The sequence below is a fragment of the Streptomyces sp. MUSC 14 genome (genome assembly GCF_001866675.1).
Classification (GTDB): Bacteria; Actinomycetota; Actinomycetes; order Streptomycetales; family Streptomycetaceae; genus Streptomyces.
In genome coordinates this window covers 37,844-62,034 of sequence record NZ_MLYN01000039.1, presented here as the reverse complement: position 1 = coordinate 62,034, position 24,191 = coordinate 37,844, and the positions used below count along the sequence as shown (strand labels likewise).

General features: G+C 72.0%; 21 protein-coding genes, 2 tRNA genes and 1 riboswitch. Of the genes, 11 read left to right on the top strand and 12 right to left on the bottom strand.

What is annotated here, in order from left to right; translation table 11 throughout:
• Positions 1–54: 54 nt before the first annotated feature.
• Positions 55–2,130, bottom strand: coding sequence for an asparagine synthase-related protein (locus BIV25_RS25830; protein ID WP_071374808.1), 2,076 nt, complete (start codon positions 2,128–2,130; stop codon positions 55–57).
• Positions 2,131–2,819: 689 nt separating this feature from the next.
• Between BIV25_RS25830 and BIV25_RS25825 the strand changes: the two genes are divergently transcribed.
• The 4 genes from BIV25_RS25825 (at position 2,820) to BIV25_RS25810 (ending at position 7,824) form a co-directional block, all read left to right on the top strand.
• Positions 2,820–4,244, top strand: a complete 1,425-nt coding sequence (locus BIV25_RS25825; protein ID WP_071374807.1) for an MFS transporter — start codon at positions 2,820–2,822, stop codon at positions 4,242–4,244.
• A 69-nt stretch (positions 4,245–4,313) separates the two neighbouring features.
• A complete protein-coding gene (gene lhgO, locus BIV25_RS25820) occupies positions 4,314–5,534 on the top strand; it encodes an L-2-hydroxyglutarate oxidase (protein WP_071374806.1) in 1,221 nt (406 codons plus the stop codon).
• Positions 5,535–5,589: 55 nt separating this feature from the next.
• Positions 5,590–6,417, top strand: coding sequence for a tRNA (guanosine(46)-N7)-methyltransferase TrmB (gene trmB / locus BIV25_RS25815; RefSeq protein WP_177235413.1), 828 nt, complete (start codon positions 5,590–5,592; stop codon positions 6,415–6,417).
• Between the two features lie 69 nt (positions 6,418–6,486).
• On the top strand, positions 6,487–7,824 hold the full coding sequence (locus BIV25_RS25810) for a PrsW family intramembrane metalloprotease (protein WP_371273066.1): 1,338 nt from the start codon (positions 6,487–6,489) through the stop codon (positions 7,822–7,824).
• Positions 7,825–7,865: 41 nt separating this feature from the next.
• Here the strand turns inward: BIV25_RS25810 and BIV25_RS25805 are convergent, their stop codons facing one another.
• Positions 7,866–8,810, bottom strand: coding sequence for an aldo/keto reductase (locus BIV25_RS25805; protein ID WP_071374805.1), 945 nt, complete (start codon positions 8,808–8,810; stop codon positions 7,866–7,868).
• 73 nt (positions 8,811–8,883) lie between these two features.
• Positions 8,884–9,909 carry a M23 family metallopeptidase gene (locus BIV25_RS25800; RefSeq protein WP_071374804.1) on the bottom strand — a complete coding sequence of 342 codons (1,026 nt, stop codon included), beginning with the start codon at positions 9,907–9,909 and terminating at the stop codon, positions 8,884–8,886.
• Positions 9,910–9,916: 7 nt separating this feature from the next.
• Positions 9,917–10,084, bottom strand: a riboswitch (cyclic di-AMP (ydaO/yuaA leader).
• 328 nt (positions 10,085–10,412) lie between these two features.
• Here BIV25_RS25800 and BIV25_RS25795 point away from each other — a divergent pair.
• Positions 10,413–10,486 (top strand) — tRNA-Met (locus BIV25_RS25795).
• A 74-nt stretch (positions 10,487–10,560) separates the two neighbouring features.
• Here BIV25_RS25795 and BIV25_RS25790 read toward each other — a convergent pair.
• Positions 10,561–11,694 carry a dihydrofolate reductase family protein gene (locus BIV25_RS25790; RefSeq protein ID WP_071374803.1) on the bottom strand — a complete coding sequence of 378 codons (1,134 nt, stop codon included), beginning with the start codon at positions 11,692–11,694 and terminating at the stop codon, positions 10,561–10,563.
• 82 nt (positions 11,695–11,776) lie between these two features.
• Between BIV25_RS25790 and BIV25_RS25785 the strand changes: the two genes are divergently transcribed.
• Positions 11,777–12,313 carry a MarR family winged helix-turn-helix transcriptional regulator gene (locus tag BIV25_RS25785; protein ID WP_071374802.1) on the top strand — a complete coding sequence of 179 codons (537 nt, stop codon included), beginning with the start codon at positions 11,777–11,779 and terminating at the stop codon, positions 12,311–12,313.
• Positions 12,314–12,463: 150 nt separating this feature from the next.
• Complete coding sequence (gene ribA, locus BIV25_RS25780; RefSeq protein WP_071374801.1) at positions 12,464–13,132, top strand: GTP cyclohydrolase II; 669 nt, start codon at positions 12,464–12,466, stop codon at positions 13,130–13,132.
• A gap of 2 nt (positions 13,133–13,134) precedes the next feature.
• Here the strand turns inward: ribA and BIV25_RS25775 are convergent, their stop codons facing one another.
• Both BIV25_RS25775 and BIV25_RS25770 read right to left on the bottom strand, forming a co-directional pair.
• On the bottom strand, positions 13,135–14,559 hold the full coding sequence (locus BIV25_RS25775) for a DHA2 family efflux MFS transporter permease subunit (RefSeq protein WP_071374800.1): 1,425 nt from the start codon (positions 14,557–14,559) through the stop codon (positions 13,135–13,137).
• Positions 14,560–14,573: 14 nt separating this feature from the next.
• Positions 14,574–15,212: an NADPH-dependent FMN reductase gene (locus BIV25_RS25770; protein ID WP_071374799.1), complete on the bottom strand. Its 639-nt coding sequence runs from the start codon at positions 15,210–15,212 to the stop codon at positions 14,574–14,576.
• Positions 15,213–15,349: 137 nt separating this feature from the next.
• On the opposite strand from BIV25_RS25770, the gene BIV25_RS25765 reads away from it, so the two are divergent.
• The 3 genes from BIV25_RS25765 to BIV25_RS25755 all read left to right on the top strand — a co-directional run bounded on the left by BIV25_RS25765 (position 15,350) and on the right by BIV25_RS25755 (position 18,042).
• Positions 15,350–16,054 carry a TetR/AcrR family transcriptional regulator gene (locus tag BIV25_RS25765; RefSeq protein WP_071374798.1) on the top strand — a complete coding sequence of 235 codons (705 nt, stop codon included), beginning with the start codon at positions 15,350–15,352 and terminating at the stop codon, positions 16,052–16,054.
• 1,135 nt (positions 16,055–17,189) lie between these two features.
• The gene (locus BIV25_RS25760; protein ID WP_071374797.1) at positions 17,190–17,375 is read left to right on the top strand and encodes a hypothetical protein; all 186 of its coding nucleotides are present in this window, start codon (positions 17,190–17,192) and stop codon (positions 17,373–17,375) included.
• Positions 17,376–17,385: 10 nt separating this feature from the next.
• A complete protein-coding gene (locus BIV25_RS25755; protein WP_071374796.1) occupies positions 17,386–18,042 on the top strand; it encodes a DUF2637 domain-containing protein in 657 nt (218 codons plus the stop codon).
• Between the two features lie 80 nt (positions 18,043–18,122).
• On the opposite strand, the gene BIV25_RS25750 is transcribed toward BIV25_RS25755, so the two are convergent.
• From BIV25_RS25750 to BIV25_RS25735, 4 genes are all read right to left on the bottom strand, one after another.
• Entirely contained in the window at positions 18,123–19,247 is a 1,125-nt protein-coding gene (locus BIV25_RS25750) for a PP2C family protein-serine/threonine phosphatase (protein WP_071374795.1), read from the bottom strand.
• A gap of 603 nt (positions 19,248–19,850) precedes the next feature.
• A complete protein-coding gene (locus BIV25_RS25745; RefSeq protein WP_071374794.1) occupies positions 19,851–20,276 on the bottom strand; it encodes an arsenate reductase ArsC in 426 nt (141 codons plus the stop codon).
• A 28-nt stretch (positions 20,277–20,304) separates the two neighbouring features.
• The gene (locus tag BIV25_RS25740; RefSeq protein ID WP_071374793.1) at positions 20,305–21,036 is read right to left on the bottom strand and encodes an aquaporin; all 732 of its coding nucleotides are present in this window, start codon (positions 21,034–21,036) and stop codon (positions 20,305–20,307) included.
• Positions 21,033–21,404: a helix-turn-helix transcriptional regulator gene (locus tag BIV25_RS25735; RefSeq protein WP_079176886.1), complete on the bottom strand. Its 372-nt coding sequence runs from the start codon at positions 21,402–21,404 to the stop codon at positions 21,033–21,035. Before BIV25_RS25735 ends, BIV25_RS25740 begins: the two co-directional genes overlap by 4 nt.
• A gap of 105 nt (positions 21,405–21,509) precedes the next feature.
• On the opposite strand from BIV25_RS25735, the gene arsM reads away from it, so the two are divergent.
• Positions 21,510–22,271, top strand: a complete 762-nt coding sequence (gene arsM, locus BIV25_RS25730) for an arsenite methyltransferase (RefSeq protein ID WP_071374791.1) — start codon at positions 21,510–21,512, stop codon at positions 22,269–22,271.
• A gap of 119 nt (positions 22,272–22,390) precedes the next feature.
• Here arsM and BIV25_RS25725 read toward each other — a convergent pair.
• Positions 22,391–22,463: transfer RNA gene (locus BIV25_RS25725), tRNA-Lys, on the bottom strand.
• Between the two features lie 99 nt (positions 22,464–22,562).
• Positions 22,563–24,077 carry an amino acid permease gene (locus BIV25_RS25720; RefSeq protein WP_071374790.1) on the bottom strand — a complete coding sequence of 505 codons (1,515 nt, stop codon included), beginning with the start codon at positions 24,075–24,077 and terminating at the stop codon, positions 22,563–22,565.
• Between the last annotated feature and the right edge of the window lie 114 nt (positions 24,078–24,191).

The following is a 24,191-nucleotide window of genomic DNA, read 5'->3' as shown; positions in this document are numbered from 1 at the left end:
CAGCCCCACCGGGTTGCGGGCGGCGTACGACAGAACCGCCCCCGGCCCCGCCGCTCAGGCGCCGGAGGCCAAGGCGCCCCTTCTCGGCTGGATCCCGGAGGGCACCGCACGCGCGCGTGCCGGTGTTCCCGTCCAGCAGGTGCCTCGGCGTGACAGCAGGCGGCGGAGCCAGAGTTCCAGGGAGATCAGGTCGGCCAGGCCGTCCAGGGGGAGCGGGGCGCCTGCCGCCGCCGACTGGAGGGCTTCGCGGACCACGCGGGCCTCCACCAGCCCGGCGTCGGCCAGGAGCGGCGTCGCGAAGAGGTCCAGCAGAGGGTCGGCCGCCATGCGCAGGCCCGCGCGCGTGGCCGCCGCCGAGGAGGCGTGGGAGGGGGCGCCCCAGCCGGACGGGAGGTCGGTGACGCCGGCGCCCTCCAGGACGGTGCGCAGGATCGAGGAACGCGCGCCGGGCTGGACGCGCAGGGCCTCGGGGAGGGCACGGCAGGCGCGGACCACCTGGTTGTCGAGGAAGGGCGCGTGCAGGCGCTGGGAGCGGATCTCGGCGGCCTGTTCCAGGACGCGCAGGTCGGCGGCGCCGCGGGCGAGTGCGGCACGCGCGCGGTGTTCGCCGGGACGCAGCGCGCCGGTTCCGGAGCGGTCCGCCTCGGCTTGGAGCAGAACCGATACTTCGGCCAGTGCCTCCCCCGTCAGCCAGCGGGCGGCCGGCCCCGGTCTGGCCCAGGTCAGCGCGGCGAGGGACGCGCCGACCGCCCCCTTGGGCTCGTCGAAGCGGCGCCGCATCAGCCGCTCCGCCAGCGCCTCCAGCCCGGCCCGGTAGGGCGTGCGGGCGAGCCGCCGGGCCGCGCCGTACACGCGCGCGGGGACCATCACCGAGCCGTCGGCGCGGGCGAGCGCGGCGACCGGCCGGACCAGATGGCGCCGCTTGCGGTCCATGAGGAGGTCGGCGAGGCGGGCAGGGTGGGCGTCGAGGACCTGCCGGGCGCCGTGTCCGGTGACGTGGTCGGCGCTGCCGGAGGCCAGGCGGGCGCGGTGCCGGGCGGCGGTGACCAGGGAGGGGCCCGGTTCGTCGGTGAGGGGGCCGTCGAGGTCGGCGTACGGCAGGGTCTCCTCGGCGCCGGTGACCACCACGTGGTGCAGGCGGGGGTTGGCGGCGAGGGCCCCGGCGCGTTCGACCTCGGCCTCGCGACCGCTGACGGCCAGGTCGTTGAAGGTGACGGCGAGGAGCCGTTCGCCGGCGCCGGTGCCGTGTCCGAGCAGCGTGCCGGGGCGGCCGGGCAGACCGGCGGCCAGCAGGGCGAGGGTGCCGGAGGCCGGGCCGCCGGAGAGGTCGGCGCCGATCCCGGGCACGGGCATCCCGCGCCGGGCCCGCCGCTCGGCCGGGCCCATGCCGGGCACCGGCCCGGGATCGAGGTCGGGCACGTGCCGCGGTGCCGCCAGACGCGCGCGTACCGCCTCGACGAGGGCGTCACGTACGGCGTCCACGGCGTGGTCGGGGTCGGCGGCGGGCGCGGCCACGGCGAGCGAGGCGACGTGCTCGTACCCGGCGATCTCGCGTGCTCCGGCGCGCAGCACGAGCGCGTGCCCCGGCGGAACACGGCGTACGCCCTCGTACGGGGTGGTGTCGCGCAGTGCGGCCGGTACGTCGGGAGCGGCGAGCAGGGCGGCGAGGTGACCGAAGTCGAGGTTGGCCTCGATGAGGTCGGCGAGGGGCAACGCGGCGGTGGCATAGGCGGTGCCGCCGGCCCAGGGTGTGTGGAAGACCGGGCGGGCGCCCGCGAGGTCGCCGCAGACGGTGATGCGCCGGCCGACCTGGACGACGGCCGTATAGCTGCCGGGCCAGACGGTCAGATGCCGGAGTGCGCCCCCGCGCGCGGTGAACAGGGCGCGCCGCAGTTCCTCGTCGGAGGCGCCGCAGATGCCGAGGACGGCGATGCGGTTGTCCGCGTCGGCCTTGACCACGCGCACCTCGTCCGGGCGCCAGTCGCCGACGGCCCACAGCGGATCCGGGTCGCCCCACAGGAGTTGGGAGCCGACGGGGTGCAGGGTCTCGCCGTCGTAACCGGTGGCACCCGCGGAGCCGATTCCGGCGATGCCCGCGGCGGTGCTGCTCCAACCCACCAACCACCGCATCGACGCCTCCACAGCCTGTGGACAACAGTGCACCGCACGAACCGGTCCCCATGCTGCCATGAAGGACGCGCTGTGGAGGGGCGGCGGCACCGGCTTCGATCGACGGAAACCCGCGCGGAGTTCGACGGCCGGGCGAGGAAGAGGGGTGGTGAGCTCGACTCGAATGCGCCCCCTGTACGCTCCCCCAAGACGCCCTTCGCGCCCTCAAGTTGCGTGGTCGAAGCAGAAATCCACCACGACGGGCTGGGTCGATTTTCAGCCAAATACGGAGAGCGAAGCCCGAGTTGAGCACGCTCCGTACAGGCCTTCGGAGCACGCCACGGTGCGGACACGCGCACAGTCCGGGAGGCGGGCATCGCCTCCCGGACCGGTCCGCCACCCGCGGGGATGAAGGTGGCGGTGTCCCCCAGCCCACTGGATCCAGTACAGCGGGCCGACCCACGCAAGAGCCATGGAACCGCTCCCCCGGTGGCCGGAGAAGAGCGCACGGACGGGCGCACGGCCACACGCACGGGGGCACGCGGCGACAGACCGTGCACAGTGCGTACAGGGCGGCGCTTCGGTACGGACCACAATCCCGCCATCCGGAACAATGCCCCTTAACGCTTGGGATGCGGCGAACTACGCTGGGTTTACGAATGCCGCGTGGTTATGCCAGTGCGGCAGCCGTCTGTGTCGAGGGGTGGCGCATGTCCAGGGAGCAACGCGGGCCGAACGAAAAGCTCGGCGCCGTTCTCGCCCTCGCGGGAATCAGCAACGCAGGACTCGCGCGTCGCGTCAACGACCTTGGCGCCCAACGCGGGTTGACTCTTCGCTACGACAAGACCTCGGTGGCGCGCTGGGTGTCGAAGGGCATGGTGCCGCAGGGCGCCGCGCCGCACCTCATCGCGGCCGCCATCGGACAGAAGCTCGGCCGTCCGGTGCCGCTCCACGAGATCGGCCTGGCGGACGCGGATCCCGCCCCCGAAGTCGGCCTCGCCTTCCCCCGGGACGTGGCACAGGCGGTGAAGTCGGCGACGGAGCTGTACCGTCTCGACCTCGCCGGGCGCCGGGCCGGCACCGGCGGCATCTGGCAGTCGCTCGCCGGATCGTTCGCAGTGAGCGCATACGCAACGCCCGCCTCACGATGGCTGATAACCCCCGCCGACAGCTCGGTCGCACGCGAGGCGAGCTCCGCCGAGGGCTCCGGCGCACCGATCAAAGTCGGCCACAGCGATGTGCGCAAACTACGGGAGGCCGCCGAGGACGCGCGGCGCTGGGACTCCAAGTACGGGGGCGGTGACTGGCGTTCGTCGATGGTGCCGGAGTGCCTGCGGGTGGAGGCGGCACCGCTGCTGCTCGGCGCCTACTCCGACGAAGTGGGGCGCGCCCTGTTCGGCGCCTCCGCCGAACTGACCCGCCTCGCCGGGTGGATGGCCTTCGACACCGGCCAGCAGGAGGCGGCGCAGCGCTACTACATCCAGGCACTGCGCCTCGCGCGCGCGGCGGCGGACGTCCCCCTCGGGGGCTACGTGCTCGCCTCCATGTCGCTGCAGGCGACGTACCGGGGCTTCGGCGACGAGGGCGTCGACCTGGCGCAGGCCGCCCTGGAGCGCAACCGGGGACTGGCCACCGCGCGGACGATGAGCTTCTTCCGGCTGGTCGAGGCGCGGGCCCACGCGCGCGCGGGCGACGCACAGGCCGCGGGGGCGGCGCTGAAGGCGGCGGAGGGGTGGCTGGAGCGGTCCCGCGAGGGCGACAACGACCCGTCCTGGCTCGGTTTCTACGGCTACGACCGCTTTGCCGCCGACGCCGCCGAGTGCTACCGCGACCTGAAGGCGCCGCGGCAGGTGCGGCGGTTCACGGAACAGGCCCTGTCGAAGCCGACGGAGGAGTTCGTGCGCTCGCACGGGCTGCGGCTGGTGGTGTCGGCCGTCGCCGAGCTGGAGTCCGGGAACCTCGACGCGGCGTGCGAGCAGGGAGTACGGGCCGTGGAGGTGGCCGGGCGGATCTCCTCGGCCCGGACGACCGAGTACGTGAAGGATCTGCTGCACCGGCTGGAGCCCTACGGGGACGAGCCGCGGGTGATGGAGCTGCGGGAGAGGGCCCGGCCCCTGCTGATGACCCCCGCCTGAGCAGTGACATCGGACACCTGCCGCGTTTGAAGGCATTGTCAGTGGCGCAGTGCACTATCGAGGTGGGAGGTGGTGCAGGTGCCGGTCGGTGCGTACGACTGTGATGTGCTCGTGGTCGGCGGGGGGATCGTCGGGCTGTCGACGGCGTATGCGATCACGCGTGCGGCGCCGGGGACGCGGGTCACCGTGCTGGAGAAGGAGCCGGGTCCGGCCCGGCACCAGACGGGCCGCAACAGCGGAGTGATCCACAGCGGGATCTACTACCGCCCGGGCTCCCTCAAGGCGCGGTACGCGGTACGGGGCGCCGCCGAGATGGTGAAGTTCTGCGCCGAGTACGGCATCGCGCACGCCGTCACCGGCAAGCTGATCGTCGCCACCGAGCGCGAGGAGCTGCCGCGGCTGCACGCACTCGTCCAGCGCGGCCGGGAGAACGGCATCCCGGTCCGCGAACTGGGCCCCGCACAGATCACCGAGTACGAGCCGGAGGTGCGCGGGCTCGCCGCCATACACGTCGGCACGACGGGCGTCTGCGACTACGTCGGCGTCGCCCGGCAGCTGGCCCGGGCCTCGGGGGCCGAGATCCGGTACGGCGCGCGGGTCGTCCGGGTGGACCGGCGCCCGGAGCGGGGCGTGGCCGTGCTCACCGCGGCCGGTGATGTCGTACGGGCGCGTGTGCTGGTGAACTGCGCCGGCCTGCACTGCGACGAGCTGGCCCGGCTGACCGGGGACGAGCCCGAGGTGCGGATCGTGCCGTTCCGCGGGGAGTACTACGAGCTGGCGCGCCCCGAGCTGGTGCGCGGTCTCGTGTATCCGGTGCCGGACCCGGCGTTCCCGTTCCTCGGCGTGCATCTGACCCGGGGCATCGACGGCGGCGTGCACATCGGGCCCAACGCGGTGCCGGCGCTGGCCCGGGAGGGATACGGCTGGGGGGTCGTACGGCCCCGGGAGCTGGCCGGCACCATGGCCTGGCCGGGCTCGTGGGCGATCGCCCGGCAGCACTGGAGATACGGCGCCGGGGAGCTGCGGCGATCGGTGTCCAAGGGGGCGTTCCTGGAGGCCGTGCGCAGGCTGCTGCCCGGCGCGGAGCCCGCGGACCTGGTGCGCGCCCCGGCCGGGGTGCGGGCACAGGCGGTGCTGCGGGACGGGACGCTGGTCGACGACTTCCTCATCCGCGAGAGCGCGAGAGCCGTCCACGTACTGAACGCCCCCTCCCCCGCAGCCACCGCCTCCCTGCCCATCGGCCGGGAAGTGGGACGTCGCGTGCTGGACATGCTCGCCTCAACCACCTGAGGAAACCCGGCGGGAGCCGAGGGTGTCTGTGGGGCGCCGTAAAATCGGTCTTACTGTGTCTGACTCGCTGAACACTCCCGACGTCCCCGCCCCGGCCGACCCGCACGCACCCGGTGCGTCCGTCCGGCACACCCGGGCCAAGGGCGAGCCGCGGTTTCCGGACGGGCCCAAGGCCGATCCCGCCGGGTCGCACTTCGAGCGGCGGATCCGGAGCTTTCAGCCGCGGCGCAGCCGGGTGACGGCCGGGCAGGCCGACGCGCTCCAGCGGCTGTGGCCCGTGTGGGGGCTCGACATCGACGGACAGCAGGTCATCGACCTCGGCGAGCTGTTCGGGAACGACCGGCCCGTCGTGCTGGAGATCGGGTTCGGCATGGGCGAAGCCACCGCACAGATGGCCGCCGGCGACCCGGACACCAACATCCTCGCCGTCGACGTGCACACGCCGGGCCAGGGCAATCTGCTGAACCTCGCCGACCAGGGCGGCATGACCAACGTCCGGGTGGCCAACGGCGACGCGATCATCCTGCTCCGCGAGATGCTCACGCCCGACGCGCTCGACGGGCTGCGCGTCTACTTCCCGGACCCCTGGCCGAAGAAGCGGCACCACAAACGGCGGCTCGTCCAGCCCGAGTTCCTCACCCTGGCCGCGACGAGGCTGCGCCCCGGCGCGCTCGTGCACTGCGCGACCGACTGGGAGCCGTACGCCGAGCAGATGCTCGACGTGCTCACCGCACACCCCGACTTCGAGAACACGCAGGCGGACGGCGGCTTCGCACCGCGTCCCGCGTTCCGGCCGCTGACCCGTTTCGAGGGGCAGGGACTGGACAAGGGTCATGTGGTGAACGACCTGTTGTTCCGGCGCGTACCGCACAGGAGCGCGTGACCGGGCCGGACCTTCCCGGTCCGGTAATCCGCTCCAGCCCCTCGTCCCGTCACCGTTAGGGTCGATGCCGTGGCCATCAGTCCGACCAGTCCTCCGTATCCCGCGTACCCGCCCGCCCCCGGCGGTCCCGTGCTCCGCCATCCGCACTGGTGGCAGCGCGCTTCGGTGCGGTACGGGGCCCTGATCACGCTGCTGGCGCTGTCCGGGCTGGTGATCCTCGCGCTCGTGCGCCGGCAGACCGGTACCGAGGGGTTCCTCGTCGGGCTCGGGCTGGCGATGCTGCCCGTGCCGTGGCTGACCGCCGCCTTCCGCTGGCTGGACCGGGTGGCGCCCGGCCCCCGGCGGAACCTCGTCTTCGCGTTCGCCTGGGGCGCCTGCGCGGCGGCGCTCATAGCCATCGTCGCCAACAGCTTCGCGACCAGGTGGATAGCGACCGCCACCGCCGATCCGGCCGGCGCCAACACCCTCGGCGCCACGGTGATAGCGCCGATCGTCGAGGAGTCCGCCAAGGCCGCGGCCGTGCTGCTGGTCTTCCTCTTCCGCCGGCGCGACTTCACCGGGATCGTGGACGGGATGGTGATAGCCGGGATCACCGCCACCGGCTTCGCGTTCACCGAGAACATCCTCTACCTCGGCACGGCCTTCGGGGCCGACCAGCTCTCCGGCGACAGCGGCATCGCCTCCGTCACCGCCGCCACCTTCTTCGTGCGCATCGTGATGTCGCCGTTCGCGCACCCCCTGTTCACCACCATGACCGGCCTCGGCTTCGGCCTCTCCGCGTTCTCCGCGCCACGGCAGCGCGCGCGGCGGGTGCTGCTGCCGGTCTGCGGGCTGCTGCTCGCAATGAGCATGCACGCCTGCTGGAACGGCTCCTCGACCTTCGGCGAGTTCGGGTTCTTCGCCGTCTACGGCTGCTTCATGGTGCCCGTGTTCGGGCTGCTGACCTGGCTGGCGATCTGGACACGGCAGCGGGAGCTGCGGACCGTGCGCACGGAGCTGCCCGCGTATGTGCTGGCCGGGTGGCTGGGGCCGGCCGAGCCGGACGCGCTGGGGTCGATGCGGGCGCGGCGCGCGGCGCGCGACTACGCCCGGCACCACGGCGGGAAGCCGGCGGCACGGGAGGTGGCGCAGTACGAGGCGTACGCCACGACGCTCGCGCTGCTGCGCCGCCGCGGGCGCAGCGGGCGGGCCGGGGCCGACTTCGTCGTACGGGAACGGGAGCTGCTGGACGCGCTCTGGCGGCGCAGGGACGCCGCACGGCCGGCCCTGGAGTACGCCGCCCGGGCCACCGCTCCGGCTCCGGTGCGCTGGGCTCCTCCGCATCCGCAGTACGGATACGGATACGGATACCCGGCGGCGTACCCCGCGTACCCCGCGTACCCCGCCCACAACCCGTACCAGTCGTAGGCCCGCGGGCTCGCGCGGGGCTCGGCGCCGCCGGGAGGGGATCAGGCCGACGCCGCCGTCAGCTTCGTCAGGTCCTCGTCCGTCAGCTTCAGGTCCGCCACTCCCAGCAGTGCGGGAAGCTGGTCGACCGTGCGGGCCGAGGCGATCGGGGCCGTGACCGTCGGCTGGGCCGCGAGCCAGGCCAGGGCGACCGTGGCGAGCGGGGCCTCGTGGGCGGCGGCGACCTCGTCCAGCGCGGCGAGGATCTTCTGGCCGCGCGCGGAGTCCGCGTACTCCTGGGCCCGGCCGGCACGGGCGCTGTCGACCGTGGTGCCGGGGCGGTACTTGCCGGTCAGGAAGCCCGAGGCGAGGGCGTAGTACGGCACCGCGGAGAGGTTCTCCTCGGCGGCCACCTCCTGCAGCTCGCCCTCGTAGGTGTCGCGGGAGACGAGGTTGTAGTGCGGCTGGAGGGCGACGTAGCGGGCCAGGCCCTCGCGCGCGGAGAAGTCGAGGGACTCCTGCAGGCGTGCGGCGCTGATGTTGGAGGCGGCGATGTGCCGGACCTTGCCCGCCTTCACCAGCTCGTCGAGGGCCCCGATGATCTCCTCGACCGGGACCTCGGGCTTGTCAAAGTGGGTGTAGTAGAGGTCGATGTAGTCGGTGTCCAGGCGGCGCAGGGAGGCGTCGGCGGCGGCCTTGATGTTGGCGGCGGACAGGCCCTGGTACTGAGGGTGCTGGCTGACCTTGGTGGCGATGACGACGTCGGAGCGGTTGCCGCGGGCCCTGGCCCACTTGCCGATGATCGTCTCGGACTCACCGCCCTGGTTGCCCGGGATCCAGGCGGAGTAGGCGTCGGCGGTGTCGATGAAGTTGCCGCCGGCCGCCGTGTAGGCGTCGAGGACGGCGAAGGAGGTCGCCTCGTCGGCGGTCCAGCCGAAGACGTTGCCGCCGAGGGAGAGGGGGAAGACCCGGAGATCCGAACTGCCGAGTGTGCGCAAGGAAGTCATGCTTCACGTCAACGCCGGTGGCGGATGATCTCATTCCGCCACCGGCGCCACGATCACTCGGAAGGCGGGACGGTCAGGGGTTGAGGCCCTTGTCCCGCAGCCACGGCGCCGGGTCGACGGCGGTGGCCTGGCCGTTCGGGTGCACCTCCAGGTGCAGGTGCGGGCCGGTGACGTTGCCGGTGGCGCCGACGCGGCCGATGACGTCGCCGGTCGAGACCTTCTGGCCGACCGAGACCCCGATCGAGGACTGGTGGCAGAACCACAGCTCGGTGCCGTCGTCCAGGGTCAGGACGGTGCGGTAGCCGTAGGCGCCGGCCCAGCCGGCCTGGGTGATGGTGCCGCCGTGGACGGCCTTGATGAGCGTGCCGGTGGGGGCGGCGAAGTCGAGACCGGTGTGGTAGCCGGAGGACCACATCGCGCCGGGCTGACCGAAGGTGCCGGTGATCGTGTACGACACGACGGGCAGCGTGTACTGCTTGGCGAGCTCGGCCAGGCGCTTGGCCTCGGCGGCCTTCGCGGCGTCGGCCTCCGCCGTGGCCTTGGCGGCCGTGGCCTTGGCGGCGGCGTCCTGCTCGGCCTGGGCGGCCGCGCCGGCGGTCTGTCGCTCGGCGGCGGCGAGCCTGGCGGCGGTGGCCCGGCTGTCGGCCTTGCTCTGCTGCTGCTCGGCCTGGGCCATGATCCGGTTGCGCAGGGCCTCGCCGGCGTCGCCGCTCTTGCCGCTCTCGGTGTGCATGCCGACGTCGGAGAGCCCGGTGGCGGTGGTGGACTTCGGCGCCTCGGTGGAGCCGCCCTCGAAGAGGTGGCTCACGGAGTCCGGCAGGGAGATGGAGACCGGCGGCTTGCCGGTGTGGGCGCTGGCCATGCCGCCCGCGCCGACGGCCGCGATGACACCGACGCCGAGGACGGTGGAGCTGCGGGCGAAGCCGCCGCGCTGCTTGGCGACCCGGTGCCGGCCACGGACCCGGTCGACGGAGTCCTCGGTGGGGTTCCACTCCTCCCACGTGCCCTCTTCGGCGGGGTGGGAGCCGTAGGCGAAGGTCTCGGGCTCGTCGGACGCCGGTATGAACGGGGCTTCGGGGGCAAGCCGGTTGGACGCCACGCGGGCGTACTCCTTTCCTTCCGTCGCCTACCGGGTTAGCTGACGGGTTCGGAGCAGGAAGGTCTCCTACGCGCGTATACCGGGCGTGACTCAGTGAGTTCACGTCGGTGTCCGCGTGATTCACCCCAAGGTGGTGGTTCCCCGGTTCCCTTGCGGGATTCGGCGCGTGCGCACGGAGCCGTCTCTTGTGACGGCTGGGACGACCGCGCTGCGTTATCGAACGTTAATAGACCTGCAAGTCACTTTCCAAGCCGTTCGGCTTGATCGTTAACGTTTTCCGGCCGGACGTACCGGCCAGAACCACAGCAAACCGGTCGAGTTGGCCGACGCTCAGGAGTCTCGGCGTTTTTGATGGTGTCTCAGATGTTATGCGGACGGCGGTCGCGCGGTCACCGTCAGTGAAGAATCCATGGAAACGGGCCCGGAATCACGGGGCTGCCGGCTTCCGTGATCAAGCGGTGTGCGAGCTGCCCCTCGCATGGGGTACTCTTGAGACACAACGACGCGGGGTGGAGCAGCTCGGTAGCTCGCTGGGCTCATAACCCAGAGGTCGCAGGTTCAAATCCTGTCCCCGCTACTGAAGACTCAGGGCCCGGAATCCACTGGATTCCGGGCCCTGAGTGTTGTGCGCCCCCGAAGGGGCGCGGCGGCTCACCGCACCAGATGCCCGTTCGGCGCCTTGGCCTGCGCCTCGTACTCCGGCATTACGACCACCTCGGCCCCGGCCTGCGCCAGAATCCCGCTGCCGTCGGCCGCCGCGACGAACGTGTCCGGCTCGCGCCATGCCGTCACCACCCTGCGCACTCCCGCCCGCAGGATCAGCTCGGCGCACGGCGCGGGCCGGGACGCGCGGCGGGCGCACGGCTCCAGGCTGCTGTAGACCGTGGCGGCGGCCAGCCGCGGGTCGGCCGGGTCGATCTTGGCCAGCGCCGCCTCCTCCGCGTGGACCACCGGGTCGTCCCCCTCGCGCGAGTGACCGCGCGCCAGCTCCGTGCCGTCGGCCGCGACGACCACCGCGCCGACGCTGAACGCCGTCTTCGAGGGCGGGCACAGCGCGGCGAGCTCGCAGGCGATGCGCAGCCAGTGACGGTCGGCGGCGGCGGGGACGGCTCCGGTGCCGGGGGCGGTGGGCTCGTAGCGCATGAGGACGACGTCCTCGATCCGGCGGGTCTCGGTGAGGCGGAGGCGGCCGGACTGGTACGCCCCCGGGCCGAACAGCCGCGGGGCGGCCGGGTCGCCGACGAGCAGCGGGGCGAGGACCAGCTGGAGTTCGTCGGCGAGACCCTGCCGCAGGAGCTGGGTGTGGACCGTGCCGCCGCCCTCGACCATCAGGCGCCGCACACCGTGCACGACGTACAGGTGCTCCAGGAGCGCCCGCCAGTCGAGGTCGGGCCCGAGCGGGACGACCTCGGCACCGTCGCCGAGGAGGCGTGCGGCGCGCTCGGCACCGGCGTCGGTCGTGTAGACGACCTTCGCCCCGCCGGTGTGCCAGAACCTCGCGGCCGGATCGAGGTCGCCGGAGACGGTGACAGTCACCTTGAGGGGGTATGCGGGCCTGCCCGCCGCGATCCGGGCCGCGCGGCGCTCGGCCGAGTTGACCAGCAGCCGCGGGTTGTCCGCACGGATCGTGCCGGCGCCGACGAGGATGGCGTCGGACGCGGCCCGCACCTCGTCGACCCGGTCGAAGTCGGCCGGGCCGGACAGCAGCAGTCGCTCGGGGCCGGTGTCGTCCAGGTAGCCGTCGAGAGAGACGGCGGCGGACAGCAGCACATACGGGTACGACATCGGGCGCACTCTCCCTGCGGGTCTGCGAGGTCTGCGGAGCGGGACTCTTGGTTCAAGTTTGAAACAAACCTACACTGGCGGCATGACGACCCGCTGGCTCAGCCCCGAGGAGCAGCGCGCCTGGCGCGCGTACATGGCCGCGACCCACCTCCTGGAGGACGCGATGGACCGGCAGCTCCAGCAGGACGCCGGCATGCCCCACCTTTTCTACTCGGTGCTGGCCAACCTGTCCGAGGCGCCCGAGCGACGGCTGCGCATGACCGATCTCGCCGAGACGGTGAAGATCACGCGCAGCAGGCTGACGTACGCGGTGACCCGGCTGGAGCGGGACGGGCTGGTGCGCCGGGAGGACTGCCGCTGGGACAAGCGCAGCAGCATCGCCGTACTGACGGACGAGGGGATGGCCGTGCTGGAGCGTGCGGCGCCCGGGCACGTCGAGACCGTGCGTGGCACCCTCTTCGACCGGCTGACGCCCGCGCAGGTGGGGCAGCTGGAGGAGATCTTCACGAGCGTCGCGCGGGGACTGCAGGACGAGGACGCCGAGGCCGGCACGGGGGATGTGCCCTGGCGGCGCCGGTCGTCGTGTCCGTCGTCCCAGCCGCCGCCCGCCTCCTCGTGAGTCGCTGCGATGCGCCGAAAAGCGCCGGGAAGCGCTGTGAACCGCTGTGAATCGCTCCCGGATTCAATTGCTTTAACTTTTAAGCATGAGGTAGGGTCCCTGACGTACAGCTGCTTCAAATCTGAAGCAGCAGCCTCCGGAGGGACCCGCATGCCCGACACCCCCGCCGCCACGCCGCGCGCCCGCGTCCGGGTACCGCTGCGCTTCCACGACGGCTACAGCGTCGACGCCGAACTCGTCACCTTCCACGGCCTGGCCGACGGCCAGGAGCACGTCGCCGTCGTCCTCGGCGACCCGGCCCCGGGCTCCGTCCCGCTGGTGCGGCTGCACTCCGAGTGCCTCACCGGCGACGTCTTCGGCTCCGCCCGCTGCGACTGCGGCCCCCAGCTGCGCGAGGCGGTCGAGCGCATCGCCGACCGGGGCGGAGTACTGCTCTACCTGCGCCAGGAAGGCCGCGGCATCGGCCTCTACAACAAGCTCGACGCCTACGCCCTCCAGGACCAGGGCCTCGACACGTACGAGGCGAACGCCGCGCTCGGCCTGCCGGAGGACGCCCGCGACTACACCGCCGCCGCGCAGATGCTCGCCGCCCTCGGCATCGGCGAGCTGGACCTGCTGTCCAACAACCCCGACAAGGCCGAGCAGTTGAGGGCACTGGGCGCCGTCGTCCGGGACCGGGTGCCGACCGGCGTCTTCACCACCGCCCACAACGTCCGCTACCTGCGCGCGAAGGTGCTCCAGACCCAGCACACGCTGCCGCTGGCCGAGCTGACGGACCGGACGGAACTGTCGGGGCTGACGGAGCGGACCGCGGGCTGACCTCATGGCCGGCGGCGGCCGGGGAGACACAGGGCCGGCAGAGCGGAGAGGGCCAGCAGAGCGGCCGCCACCGCGTAGGTGATCCGGAAGCCCGCCGGATCCTGGCCCACCGCGCCCAGGACCACCGAGAGCACCGCCGTGCCCACCGACGCCCCGAGCTGCGAGTTGATGCTGAGCGCGGTGCTCGCCGCGGGCATCCGGTCCACGGGCAGGTCCCGGCTCGCGGTCGTCATCGTCGGCATCAGCACCATGCCGATACCGGCGCCCGTCACCATGGCCGAGGCGACGAACCGCCAGGTCGCGACCCCCGGCACGCCCGTCTGCCAGGCCAGCAGCGCCATCCCGAGGGCGGCGAGCGCGATGCCGGCCGGCACGAGCCGGCGCGGCGCGGCCCGGTCGACCCACCGCGCCGCGAGCTGCATCGCCGTGCCGACGACCAGCCCGGTCGGAGCGCCCAGCAGCCCGGCCGCCGTCGCGCTCAGGCCGCGCTCCTGCTGCCAGTACAGCGGGCCGAGCAGCGCCGAACCGAAGTAGCCGCAGGTGAACAGGGCGAGCGTGGCGATGCCCGCGGCGAAGGTGCGGTCGCGCAACAGCCGTAGGTCCAGGAGGGGTTCGCTGACCGTCAGCGCCCGGCGGACGAAGGCGGCCGTCAGGGCGGCGCCCGTGAGGGCGGGCAGCAGGGCGCCGGTGGCGGTGAAGTCGCCGCGCTCGCCGCCCCGGGCCAGGCCGTAGAGCAGCAGGGCGAGACCCGGCGAGAGCATCAGCAGGCCGGGGACGTCCAGGCGGGCGGCGGCGCGCGTCGCCGCGTCCGGTTCGTCGCGCGGCAGCAGCCGCAGCGCGAGGGCCAGGGCGACGAGGCCCACGGGCAGGTTCACCAGGAAGATCCAGTGCCAGGACGCGGCGTCGACCAGCCAGCCGCCCAGCATCGGGCCGACGACCGGCCCGACCAGGATGGGCAGCCCGCCGACGGCCATCGCGCGGCCGAGCCGGCGCCGGTCGGCGACCCTCAGCACCATCGTCATCGCGACCGGCTGGAGCAGGCCGCCGCCCAGCCCCTGCACCGCGCGGAAGGCGATGAGGCTGCCCGCGTCCCAGGCGCAGGCGGCGAGCAGGGAGCCGAGGGTGAACAGGACGAGCGCCGTCGTGTACGTCCGCCGGGCGCCGATCCGGGCCATCGCCCAGGCGGCGACAGGGACGACGGCGGCGAGCGCGAGCGTGTAGGCGGTGGCGGTCCACTGGACGGTCTCCAGCGGGGCGTCGAAGGACTCCGAGAGCGAGCGCAGCGCGACGTTCACGATCGTCACGTCGAGCACGGACATCACCGAGCCGATGACGGTGACGGTGAGCGTGCGGCGCAGGGCGGTGGCCGGATCGGGTGCCGGCCGGTACGTCGGTGGCGCGACGGAGCGGGTACTGCTGCGGCTCATCGTCGTCCCCGCCCTCAGCCCGCGTAGGGACGCTCGGCGCGGGCGGCCCGCAACGCCCGTCCCCACCAGGTGAGTTGGCCGAGCATGCCCTTGGCGGCGCCGGCGCAGACATCGGCGTCGCGCGGGACGCCGTCCTCGGTGAGGCCGGACCAGGGCCCGTGCAGGCTGACCGAGTCGCGCACGGTCACGGCGTGCAGTTCGGCGAAGACCGGCCGGAGCTGCTCGACCGCGCGCAGCCCGCCGCCGAGACCGCCGTAAGACACGAAGCCGACCGGCTTGGCCTGCCACTGGACGTAGTGCCAGTCGACGAAGTTCTTCAGGGACGCCGGGAAGCTGTGGTTGTACTCGGGCGTGACGACGACGAACGCGTCGGCGGCGGCGAGCCGCGGCGAGACGTCGCCCAGTACGGCGGCGGTCTCGGGGTTCGGACTGCCGCCCCAGCCGGGCAGCACGAGCGGCAGGTCCACCTCGGCGAGGTCGATGACGTCGAGGTCGAGGCCGGGGTCACCGGCGGCGGTGCCGAGGAACCAGTCCGCCACGGCCCGGCCCGCCCGCCCCTCGCGGACGCTGCCGACGACGACCGCGACGCGCAGCGGTGCGTCATCGGCCGGCCTCTCGCCATCGGCGGCGGATACGGCTTCGTTGCTGGTCACAGACACGGATGTCCCCCATCTTCCGGCGGTAGGCCGCCCGTTGCGGCCTCCCGTCCCCACAAGGTACAACGGTCGTTGTAACAATTACAACGAGCGTTTTCGGTCGGCTAGAGTGGCGGTCACAGAAGGAGGCGGGCGTGAGCGAAACGAACAAGTCCAGGCTGGAACGGGCACAGCGCGAGGTCTCCCCGCGCAAACTGGAGAAGCAGATCGCCATCGCGAGCGCGTCCTGCACGGTCTTCGGCCGCGAGGGCTATGCGCGCGCCTCGGTCGACGCGCTCGCCGCCGAGGCCGGCGTCTCCACGCGCACGCTCTACAACCACTTCCCCGGCGGCAAGGCACAGCTGTTCCAGACCGTGGTGACCTGGACGTCCGGCGAGGTCCGCGACGCCCAACTGGCCCGGCTGCGCGAGGTGCTGGACCCGGCAAGGCCCCCGCATCCCGGGGACCTGGAGCGCGACCTGGTCGCGCTGGCCCGCGCGTTCGTCGGCCTCATGACCGAGCACCCGGACCACTTCGCCCTCGTCCGGCACATCCACGCCGAGGCCGACCACGTACCGCCGGAGGTCCTGACGGCCTGGCACGAGGAGGGACCGGCACCGGTCGGCCGGGCCGTCGCCGAGGCGATGGGCCACCTCGCCGGAGCCGGCCTGCTCGACCTGCACGGCGACCCGGCCATGGCCGCCGCCCACTTCATGGCCCTGACGACGCACACGATTGCCCAGTTCAGCCACTACGGCGTCCTGCCCCTGCCACCTGCCGAGACCGACCGCCTCGTCGGCGGCGGCGTCGCGGCGTTCCTGCGGGCCTACGGTGGGGCCGGCACCGGCCCCACCGTCTGAACCCCAGCTCACCGGGCGCCCCTGGCCGCACGTACCGGATCTGCGCCGACTCGGCCCCGGCCGGCGCGCCCAGATCCACGCGGCGCGGCCGAGGCCTCCGCCGCCCCCGCTGCAGGCAGCCGGCCTCCGGCCACGGCGACCGGCTCGGATCGGGTCGGCTCGGATCGGCTCGGATCGGCTCGGCTCGGCTCGGCTCGGCTCGCAGGGGCGGATCCCCGAACTCCCGGACGGAGGAGCCCGGTTCGAGCGCTGCGCCGCTGAAGGCGACGGACGGGAGGTGACGGTGGACGATGACGACGACACCGGGGCCGTACCGGCGGCAGCACCGGGATGCCACGGCGGCGGCAGTGCCGACGGCCGCGTACGACCCGACGCGCATCGCGGCGAAGGCGGCGCACGGGCCGGCACCCAGCACCCGAGCCCGGGACCCAACACCCCGACCCACACCTCAGCCACACACACCACCACACGTGACCGGCCCACCCGAAGGCAGCCAGACCGGCATCCGGCAGCGGAACCGCGTGCGGCACGCGGAACCCGGTGGCGTCACGTCGGGCGCGGATGCACCCGCCCGACCCCGGACCGGGCTCGGTACGCATACCGGTCCCGGTCCCCGAGCCTTCGGCGGCCGGGGCGGCCTGATCACCCGGGCCGGCGGCCGCGTCCACGAGCGGTTTCGGTCCGGCGAGGCCACGATCGACCGGCGGCGCACGGCCGGCGCGACCGGGAGACGTACGCGCGGTGTTCACCGAGCGGGTGCGCGCCGGGCTCGGTGCCGGTGGCGCATAGCACGGGTCCTCCGACCTGCCCGGCGACGCCACGGCCGTAAAACTGCTCTACCTCTCGCTGAACCGGCTGATCGTCGAACAGCGCACCCTGCCGGACGTCCTGTCCGAGGCGGGACGGGGCGGGCCGGTGACCGCCGTCGTCGAACGGATCGTCATCCCGGACTGGACCGGAAGAGGTGACGGACTAGGCCAGGAGTGGGGCATCCCGGCTATATTCACGGAATGCAATTTCCTGCTCACTCACATTTTCGCCAATTGCTTCATTAGGCCCACAGGGCACACTTTCGAGTCACAGAAATACCCGAATGCCCGACACCCGCGCCTCACGAGGGGCTCGTTAGGCGGTCGTGACACGCACCGAAAGGCATGCAGCCGGCAACCTTCACGGGACCATCACATTCCAGCTGGACTCCAGCGACGGTGACGGGTTCCTCGACGGGCTCATCGACGGTTGTTCAGATCTTCTCGATGATTTTCTGAGAAGAATCAGCCAGTTGGAAAGTGATTACTCGCGGGCGATGGTGGGGCTGTAGGACTTATCTGATGGACAGGATTCACAATGAAGACATCTTCTGTGACGCCGAGTTCAGCACGATCGAGATGCAGTGGGATCCGGTCGAGGAGCTGGCCCAGATGCTGTCGGGAGCGGCCACCACGGCTGCCCCCGACGAGGCCCCGCCGCCCGGACGCTCAAGTCACCGGCGCAACCGGCGGCGGGTCCACGCGGAATCCCGCTGGATGCGCGACGGCCAGCGCGGCGCACCCGTCACGATCCTGATCGCAACCATCTCGGTGTGCGCGGTGTGCATGTTGGGCTGGTCTTTTTCTTATTCCTATGCACAACTCCGCGCCACCGCTTCCGACGTATTGCCGATGCGCCTGGCCCGCTGGTGGCCGCTGACGGTGTACGGACCGTGGCTCGTGGCGGCCCTGTCCATTCTGCGGGCCACCGTGCAGAACCGGAGTGCGCGGCGGTCCTGGGGCGTTCTGCTGGGCGCCTCCGCGATGGCTGTCGCCCTGTGCGTCAGTCATTCATCACATTCACTGCTTTCACTGATCATCTTCGGAATTCCGCCGATCACCGCACTGGTGTGTTTCTGGGAGATCGTCGGCCAGGTCTCGTCCAAGGTGACCAGACCCCGGCACGCCGCGCACGACCGGCGCGGCACCAAGCCGCAGGGACCGTACGACGGCCTGTGAGACGGGGGTGGGGCAGGCCTCCGTACCCGGGCCTGCCCCACCGGTGCCCCATCCGTGCCCGCCCGGTAACGGACCGGGGCCTACCGGTGGTGGCCGCGATGCGGGCCGGGCGTACGGCACAGCGCGATGACCGCCGCGTCGTCGTCGAGGCGGCCGCCGACATGCGCGAGCAGATCCTGCCGGAGCGAGTGCACCAGCTTCTCGGGGCTTTGTCCGGCCCACAACGCGGCCCGCTCGGCGAGCGGATAGAAGACGCCGGAGGTGTTCCGGGCCTCGATGACGCCGTCGGTGTAGAGCAGGAGCGTGTCACCGGGTTCGAAGGAGAACACGTCGACGGTGTACGTGCTCGTCCCCAGTCGGCCGAGCCCCAGCGGGGGCGCCGGGTGCAGCGGAACCGTGACCGCGCTGTCCGGGCCGAGCAACAGCGGTGGCGGGTGCCCGCAGCTGATGATCCGGGTGATGCGGTCCTCGTCGGGAACCTCCAGCAGCAGCGCGGTGGCGAACTGCTCCCCGCTCTCCCCGGCGGGCGCCAGCTGGGCCAGGTTCCGGGTCACGCTCTGTTCCAGCGCGGCGGCCAGCTCCGACAGACCGGCGTGCTGGTGGGCGGCTTCCCGGAAGGCCCCGATGAGCAGGGCGGCCTCGCCGATGGCCGGCAGGCCCTTGCCGCGCACGTCCCCGATCATGATCCGGACACCGCCGTCGACCGGGGTGGCCGCGTACAGGTCGCCGCCGATCTGGGCCTCGTCCTCGGCCGCCAGGTACAGCACGGCGACCCGCACACAGCCGAGCAGGTCGGGCAGCGGCCACAGCAGCACGTGCTGCGTGGCCTCGGCGACCGTACGCACCCGGGCCAGCTGGCGGCGGTGCCGCTCACGCAGCACGCAGAAGACCACGATCAGGGCCGTCAGCACCGCCAGGGCGAGGATCTGCACCAGCACGTTGCGGGAGAGCAGCACGCCGAAGTGCCAGCCGATGTACGCCTGCGCCGCCACGGTCAGCAGCCCGACCAGCGCGGTCAGCCAGGGGCCGGCGAAGTAGGCGGTGATCGCGGGGGCGATGACCAGCAGCGGCCCCAGATGGATGTCCTCCGGGAGGAGTTGGTCCATCGTCGTGATCACCACGATGATCGTGACCGGAACCGCCAGCAGCGCGCGGCTCGACCACCATGGCCGCCGCCCGGCGACCCCGCCCTGCCGGAGGTCCATGTATCCACACTGCACCGCGCCGCAGCACCTGACGACCGGAAGCACCCTGTGCGGGGAACTCGGCCACCCGCCCCGGAAGACACCGCGGCGCCCGGACCGACCGAAGCCGGCCAGGCGGTTCCGGATACTGCATCACGATCCAGAACCGCCAGGTCAGGGCGATGGATGGATGGTGCGGGTCGGGCCGCGATCGCCATGCCGCGGAGCGTGGCGACCACGTCGGAGAACGCCGGGTGCGCCACCCCACGAGACTGGAACCCGAGAGGTGGGGCAGGTCACCGCGTCAGCGTCGCCGGGGGTGTGGTCAGGTTCCCAGGCCGGCATCTCGTGCCAGCAGTGCGGCCTGAGCCCAGGTGGTCGAGTCGCCGCGTGTCCGCCTGAGCGCCGGCGTATCCGGCTCGACCGCCCGTAGGCACGCTGCGAGACCTGCGCCACGTGGCCGCGACGCTCACGCAGGGAGGCGGCGGCGATATCCATACCGTGAGCCATATCCATACCGTGAAGGAGACGCTCCGGCACTCCACCATCACGCTGACCTCGGACACGTACACGAGCCACTCGCTCGTCAGCCGAGTAGGCAGTCGAGCCGGCTCTGGTGCCGGCTCAGGCCGATGCCGCCGGAATCCCGCACTCGGCCAGCAGAGCGCGCACGCGCCGCTCGATCTCGTCCCGGATCGGCCGCACGGCGTCCACACCCTGGCCCGCCGGGTCATCGAGCTGCCAGTCCAGATACCGCTTGCCCGGGAAGACGGGGCAGGTGTCCCCGCAGCCCATCGTGATCACCACGTCGGAAGTCCGTACGGCCTCGGTGGTGAGGATCTTCGGCGTCTCGGCGGAGATGTCGACGCCGACCTCCTTCATCGCCTCCACTACCGCCGGGTTGACGGCGTCGGCAGGCGCGGAACCGGCCGAGCGCACCTCGACGGCGTCACCGGCGAGGTGGGTGAGGAAGGCGGCGCCCATCTGGGAGCGGCCCGCGTTGTGGACGCAGACGAACAGCACGGAGGGGCGCGGGGCGGCAGTACTCATGGCGGGCGTCCTTGGGAGCGGAGGGAGGTCAGGAGGAGGCGAGTTCGGGCGCGCCGTGCGGGGCGACGGCGTCTGCCGTGAGGGCAGGACGTCCGTACACCACCGCGACGGCGCCCAGCCCGAGCACGCTGCCGACCAGCTGGGCCGCGATGAACGGGACGAGCGAGGCGGGAGCGATCCCGGCGAAGGTGTCGGTGAAGGCGCGGCCGACGGTCACCGCCGGGTTGGCGAAGGAGGTGGAGGAGGTGAACCAGTAGGCGGCCCCGATGTAGGAGGCCACGGCGACCGGGGCCAGGGACGCCCGGCCGATGCGGTCCAGGCCGAAGACGAGCAGGATCAGCCCGGCCGTGGCAACGACCTCGCCGAGCCAGAGGTGGCCGGCGGACCGGTCGTGGGTGGAGAACGTGACCAGAGGCTTTCCGAACATGGCGTCGGCCAGTACCGCGCCGCCGATCGCCCCGGCCACCTGCGCGGCAACGTACGCGGCGACCTCGCGAAGGGCCGGACCATCACCGGCGCGGCGGCCCGCGAGCCAGGCGGCCAGGGTGACGGCGGGGTTGAAGTGTGCCCCCGAGACCGGCCCGAGCAGCGTGATCAGCACGCCCAGGCCGAAGACGGTGGCCAGTGAATTGGCCAGCAACTGCACGCCGACGTCGTGCGACAGCTCGGTCGCCTGGATGCCGGAACCCACGACCACGGCCACCAGCAACCCGGTCCCCACTACTTCGGCGGCGACACGACGGCCGAGGGGCGCCGTCACGCCGTCACTCCAGCGGTCTGCGGCGTGGTCAGGAAGGCGGCGAGCCGGTCCAGGGCGCCAGGCAGCACCCAGTAGTACACCCAGGTGCCGCGGCGCTCGCAGTCGATCAGGCCGGCCTGCCTCAGCAGCTTGAGGTGGTGGGAGATCGTCGGCTGGGAGAGGTCGAAGGCCGGCGTCATCTCGCACACACAGACCTCGCCGCCCTCCCGCGAGGCGATCATCGACAGCAACCGCAGCCGGACCGGATCGCCCAGCGCCTTGAAAACCCTCGCCAGCTCCGAGGCGCGTTCCTCGTCCAGCGGCGCGCCGGCCAGGCCCTGGCAGCAGGTGGCGTCCTGGCCGACCACCTCAAGCTCTTGCTTCGACATTCCTCTATGTTGACGTTTTTCGATCCAGCGCGCAAGACTGCATCAACGAACGTCAATACAAGCCGTTCCAGGGCACCGCCATGCCCCGTCACCCAGGAGTGAACCATGCGCGAGCAGTCCACCGACCTGCGCGAAACCGTCCGTGATCGGTATGCCGCCGCGGCCCTCAAGGTCACCGAGGGCAGCACCGCCTGTTGCGGGCCGCAGCCCGTCGAGGTCGACGAGAGCTTCGGCGCCACCCTCTACGACGCCGAAGAACGCGACGCCCTGCCTGCCGAAGCGGTGGCCGCCTCCCTCGGCTGCGGCAACCCCACCGCCGTCGCCGAACTCCGCGAAGGCGAACGTGTTCTCGACCTCGGCTCCGGCGGCGGCATCGACGTCCTGCTCTCCGCTCGCCGCGTCGGCCCGACCGGCAAGGCGTACGGACTGGACATGACCGAGGAGATGCTCGCCCTGGCCCTGGCCAACGCCGAGAAGGCGGGCGCCAGGAACGTCGAGTTCCTGAAGGGCACCATCGAGGCCGTCCCGCTCCCGGCGAACACCATCGACGTCGTCATCTCCAACTGCGTGATCAATCTGTCCGTCGACAAGCCAGCCGTCTTCGCCGAGACCTTCCGGGTCCTCCGGCCCGGCGGCCGCATCGGCGCCTCGGACGTCGTCGCCGACGACGCGATCACCCCCGAACAGCGCGCCGAGCGCGGTGACTACGTCGGCTGTATCGCCGGCGCACTCTCCTTCTCCGAGTACCGGGCGGGCCTCGAAGCCGCCGGATTCACGGACGTCGAGATCACCCAGACCCACTCCGTCGCGGACGGCATGCACTCCGCCATCATCCGCGCCACCAAGCCCACCACCCGCCAGGCCTGATCACATCCGCTCACGCATCGCTCACGCGCAAGCCCGAAAACGACTCAGCGCCCGAGCCGACCGAAGTCGACCCGAGCGCTGCGTAGCAGGTCAGAGGCGTTTCCCCCGTCTGCCAGCCGTAGGCCCTGTGGGACTCGAACCCACAACCAATGGATTAAAAGTCCACTGCTCTGCCAATTGAGCTAAGGGCCCAGGCGATGTTGCCTGTCCGAGCATAGCCGGACGCGGCCGTGTCTCCGATCGGGTATCGGTGGACCGGCCGCGTCGCGGGGGAGGGAAAGGGCGGGATGGTCACTTTTCGGCCGTCTGCGGGGCGGAAGCCCGGTCCGGGGTGAGGAACCAGCGGCGGGCCGAGGCGAGCCACCAGGTCGCGGCGAAGCCGAGGACGACCAGGACGGCGACGGGAGCGTAGTTGAAGGTCTTCCAGGTGACCGGGGAGACCTGCGGAAGCATGAAGAGGATCGTGATCGTCACGACCCAGAGGACCGACACGGCTCCGATCGCCCCCGACCAGCGGCCCAGGTGCCACGGCCCGCGTTCGAAGGCGGCGCCCCTGCGTACGCGCAGGAAGGTCGGGATGACGTACGCGATGTACAGGCCGATCACCGCGATCGACGTCACCGCCGCGTACGCCGTCGTGTTGATCAGGTAGGGCAGGCCCAGGGCGAGAGCGGCCAGGGCGGCCAGCCAGACGGCGGCGACGGGCGTGCGCGAGCGCGGGCTGACGGTGCGCCAGACGCGCGAGAAGGGCAGTGCGCCGTCACGCGAAAAGGCGTAGATCATACGGCTGTTGGCGGTCACCGAGGCCATTCCGCAGAAGAGCTGGGCGCCGATCACGACCAGGAGCAGGAGCTTGCCCGTCGTGGCTCCCAGGGCGTCCAGGAGGATCTGCGCCGGGGGTGCGCCGGTCGGGGAGGCCAGCTCCTTGTCGTAGGACTGGATCGCGAACGTGAAGCCGAGGAGGAGCACGAAGCCGGCGATCCAGGACGTCCAGATGGAGCGGACGATGCCCTTGGGACCGGCCGTGGACGCGTCGTGGGTCTCCTCCGTCATGTGCGCGGAGGCGTCGTAGCCGGTGAAGGTGTACTGGGCCATCAGGAGGCCGAGGAGGACCACGTACGGGCCGGAGCCCCAGCCGGTCTCGTTCACGAACTTGGTGAACACGAAGGACGCCGACCGGTGATGGTCGGGGACGAAGGCCAGCGCGCCGACGATGACGGCCACGCCGAGCACGTGCCACCACACGCTCACGTCGTTCAGGAACGCGACGATCCGCACGCCGAAGGTGTTCAGCAGGCCGTGCAGGACGAGGATCGCGGCGAAGAGGAGGACCGTGCGGCCCGGGGTCACCTCGAAGCCGAACTGGAGGTTCAGGTACGCGCCGAGGAAGGAGGCCGCGCCGAAGTCGATGCCGGCCGTCACCGCAACCTGCCCCAGCACGTTGAACCAGCCCGTGAACCAGGCCCAGGCCGCCGCCGAGCGGGGCGGCGCGAGGCGGTGGGCCCAGAAGTAGAGGCCCGCCGAGGTCGGGTAGGCCGAGCAGATCTCGGCCATCGACAGGCCCACGAACAGGGTCATCAGACCGACCGCCACCCAGCCCCAGGTGATCACTGCCGGGCCGCCGGTGGTCATGCCGAAGAGGTAGAGCGTCAGGCAGCCGGACAGCACCGAGATTATCGTGAAGGAGACGGCGTAGTTCGAGAACGCCGACATCCGGCGGGCGAGGACCTGGGTGTAGCCGAGCTGGGCCAGCCGTTCCTCGTCCGACAGGCCGTGCGCCCCGTTCGCTCTCGCGTCTTCTGTCATGCCCCCAGCAATTCCCCCACCTGGGGCGTGACATGCGTCACGCTATGGCCAAAAAAGGCCCGTACGACAGTGTCGTACGGGCCTTTCTGGGGTCACTCGGCCGAGCTCACCCGG

Excerpts from the sequence above, each read along its gene's own strand:
- BIV25_RS25830 (WP_071374808.1), bottom strand. The coding sequence starts at position 2,130 with ATGCGGTGGTTGGTGGGTTGGAGCAGCACCGCCGCGGGCATCGCCGGA.
- BIV25_RS25825 (WP_071374807.1), top strand. The coding sequence starts at position 2,820 with ATGTCCAGGGAGCAACGCGGGCCGAACGAAAAGCTCGGCGCCGTTCTC.
- BIV25_RS25805 (WP_071374805.1), bottom strand. The coding sequence starts at position 8,810 with ATGACTTCCTTGCGCACACTCGGCAGTTCGGATCTCCGGGTCTTCCCC.
- BIV25_RS25790 (WP_071374803.1), bottom strand. The coding sequence starts at position 11,694 with ATGTCGTACCCGTATGTGCTGCTGTCCGCCGCCGTCTCTCTCGACGGC.
- BIV25_RS25785 (WP_071374802.1), top strand. The coding sequence starts at position 11,777 with ATGACGACCCGCTGGCTCAGCCCCGAGGAGCAGCGCGCCTGGCGCGCG.
- ribA (WP_071374801.1), top strand. The coding sequence starts at position 12,464 with ATGCCCGACACCCCCGCCGCCACGCCGCGCGCCCGCGTCCGGGTACCG.
- BIV25_RS25775 (WP_071374800.1), bottom strand. The coding sequence starts at position 14,559 with ATGAGCCGCAGCAGTACCCGCTCCGTCGCGCCACCGACGTACCGGCCG.
- BIV25_RS25755 (WP_071374796.1), top strand. The coding sequence starts at position 17,386 with ATGGACAGGATTCACAATGAAGACATCTTCTGTGACGCCGAGTTCAGC.
- BIV25_RS25750 (WP_071374795.1), bottom strand. The coding sequence starts at position 19,247 with ATGGACCTCCGGCAGGGCGGGGTCGCCGGGCGGCGGCCATGGTGGTCG.
- BIV25_RS25745 (WP_071374794.1), bottom strand. The coding sequence starts at position 20,276 with ATGAGTACTGCCGCCCCGCGCCCCTCCGTGCTGTTCGTCTGCGTCCAC.
- BIV25_RS25735 (WP_079176886.1), bottom strand. The coding sequence starts at position 21,404 with ATGTCGAAGCAAGAGCTTGAGGTGGTCGGCCAGGACGCCACCTGCTGC.
- arsM (WP_071374791.1), top strand. The coding sequence starts at position 21,510 with ATGCGCGAGCAGTCCACCGACCTGCGCGAAACCGTCCGTGATCGGTAT.
- BIV25_RS25720 (WP_071374790.1), bottom strand. The coding sequence starts at position 24,077 with ATGACAGAAGACGCGAGAGCGAACGGGGCGCACGGCCTGTCGGACGAG.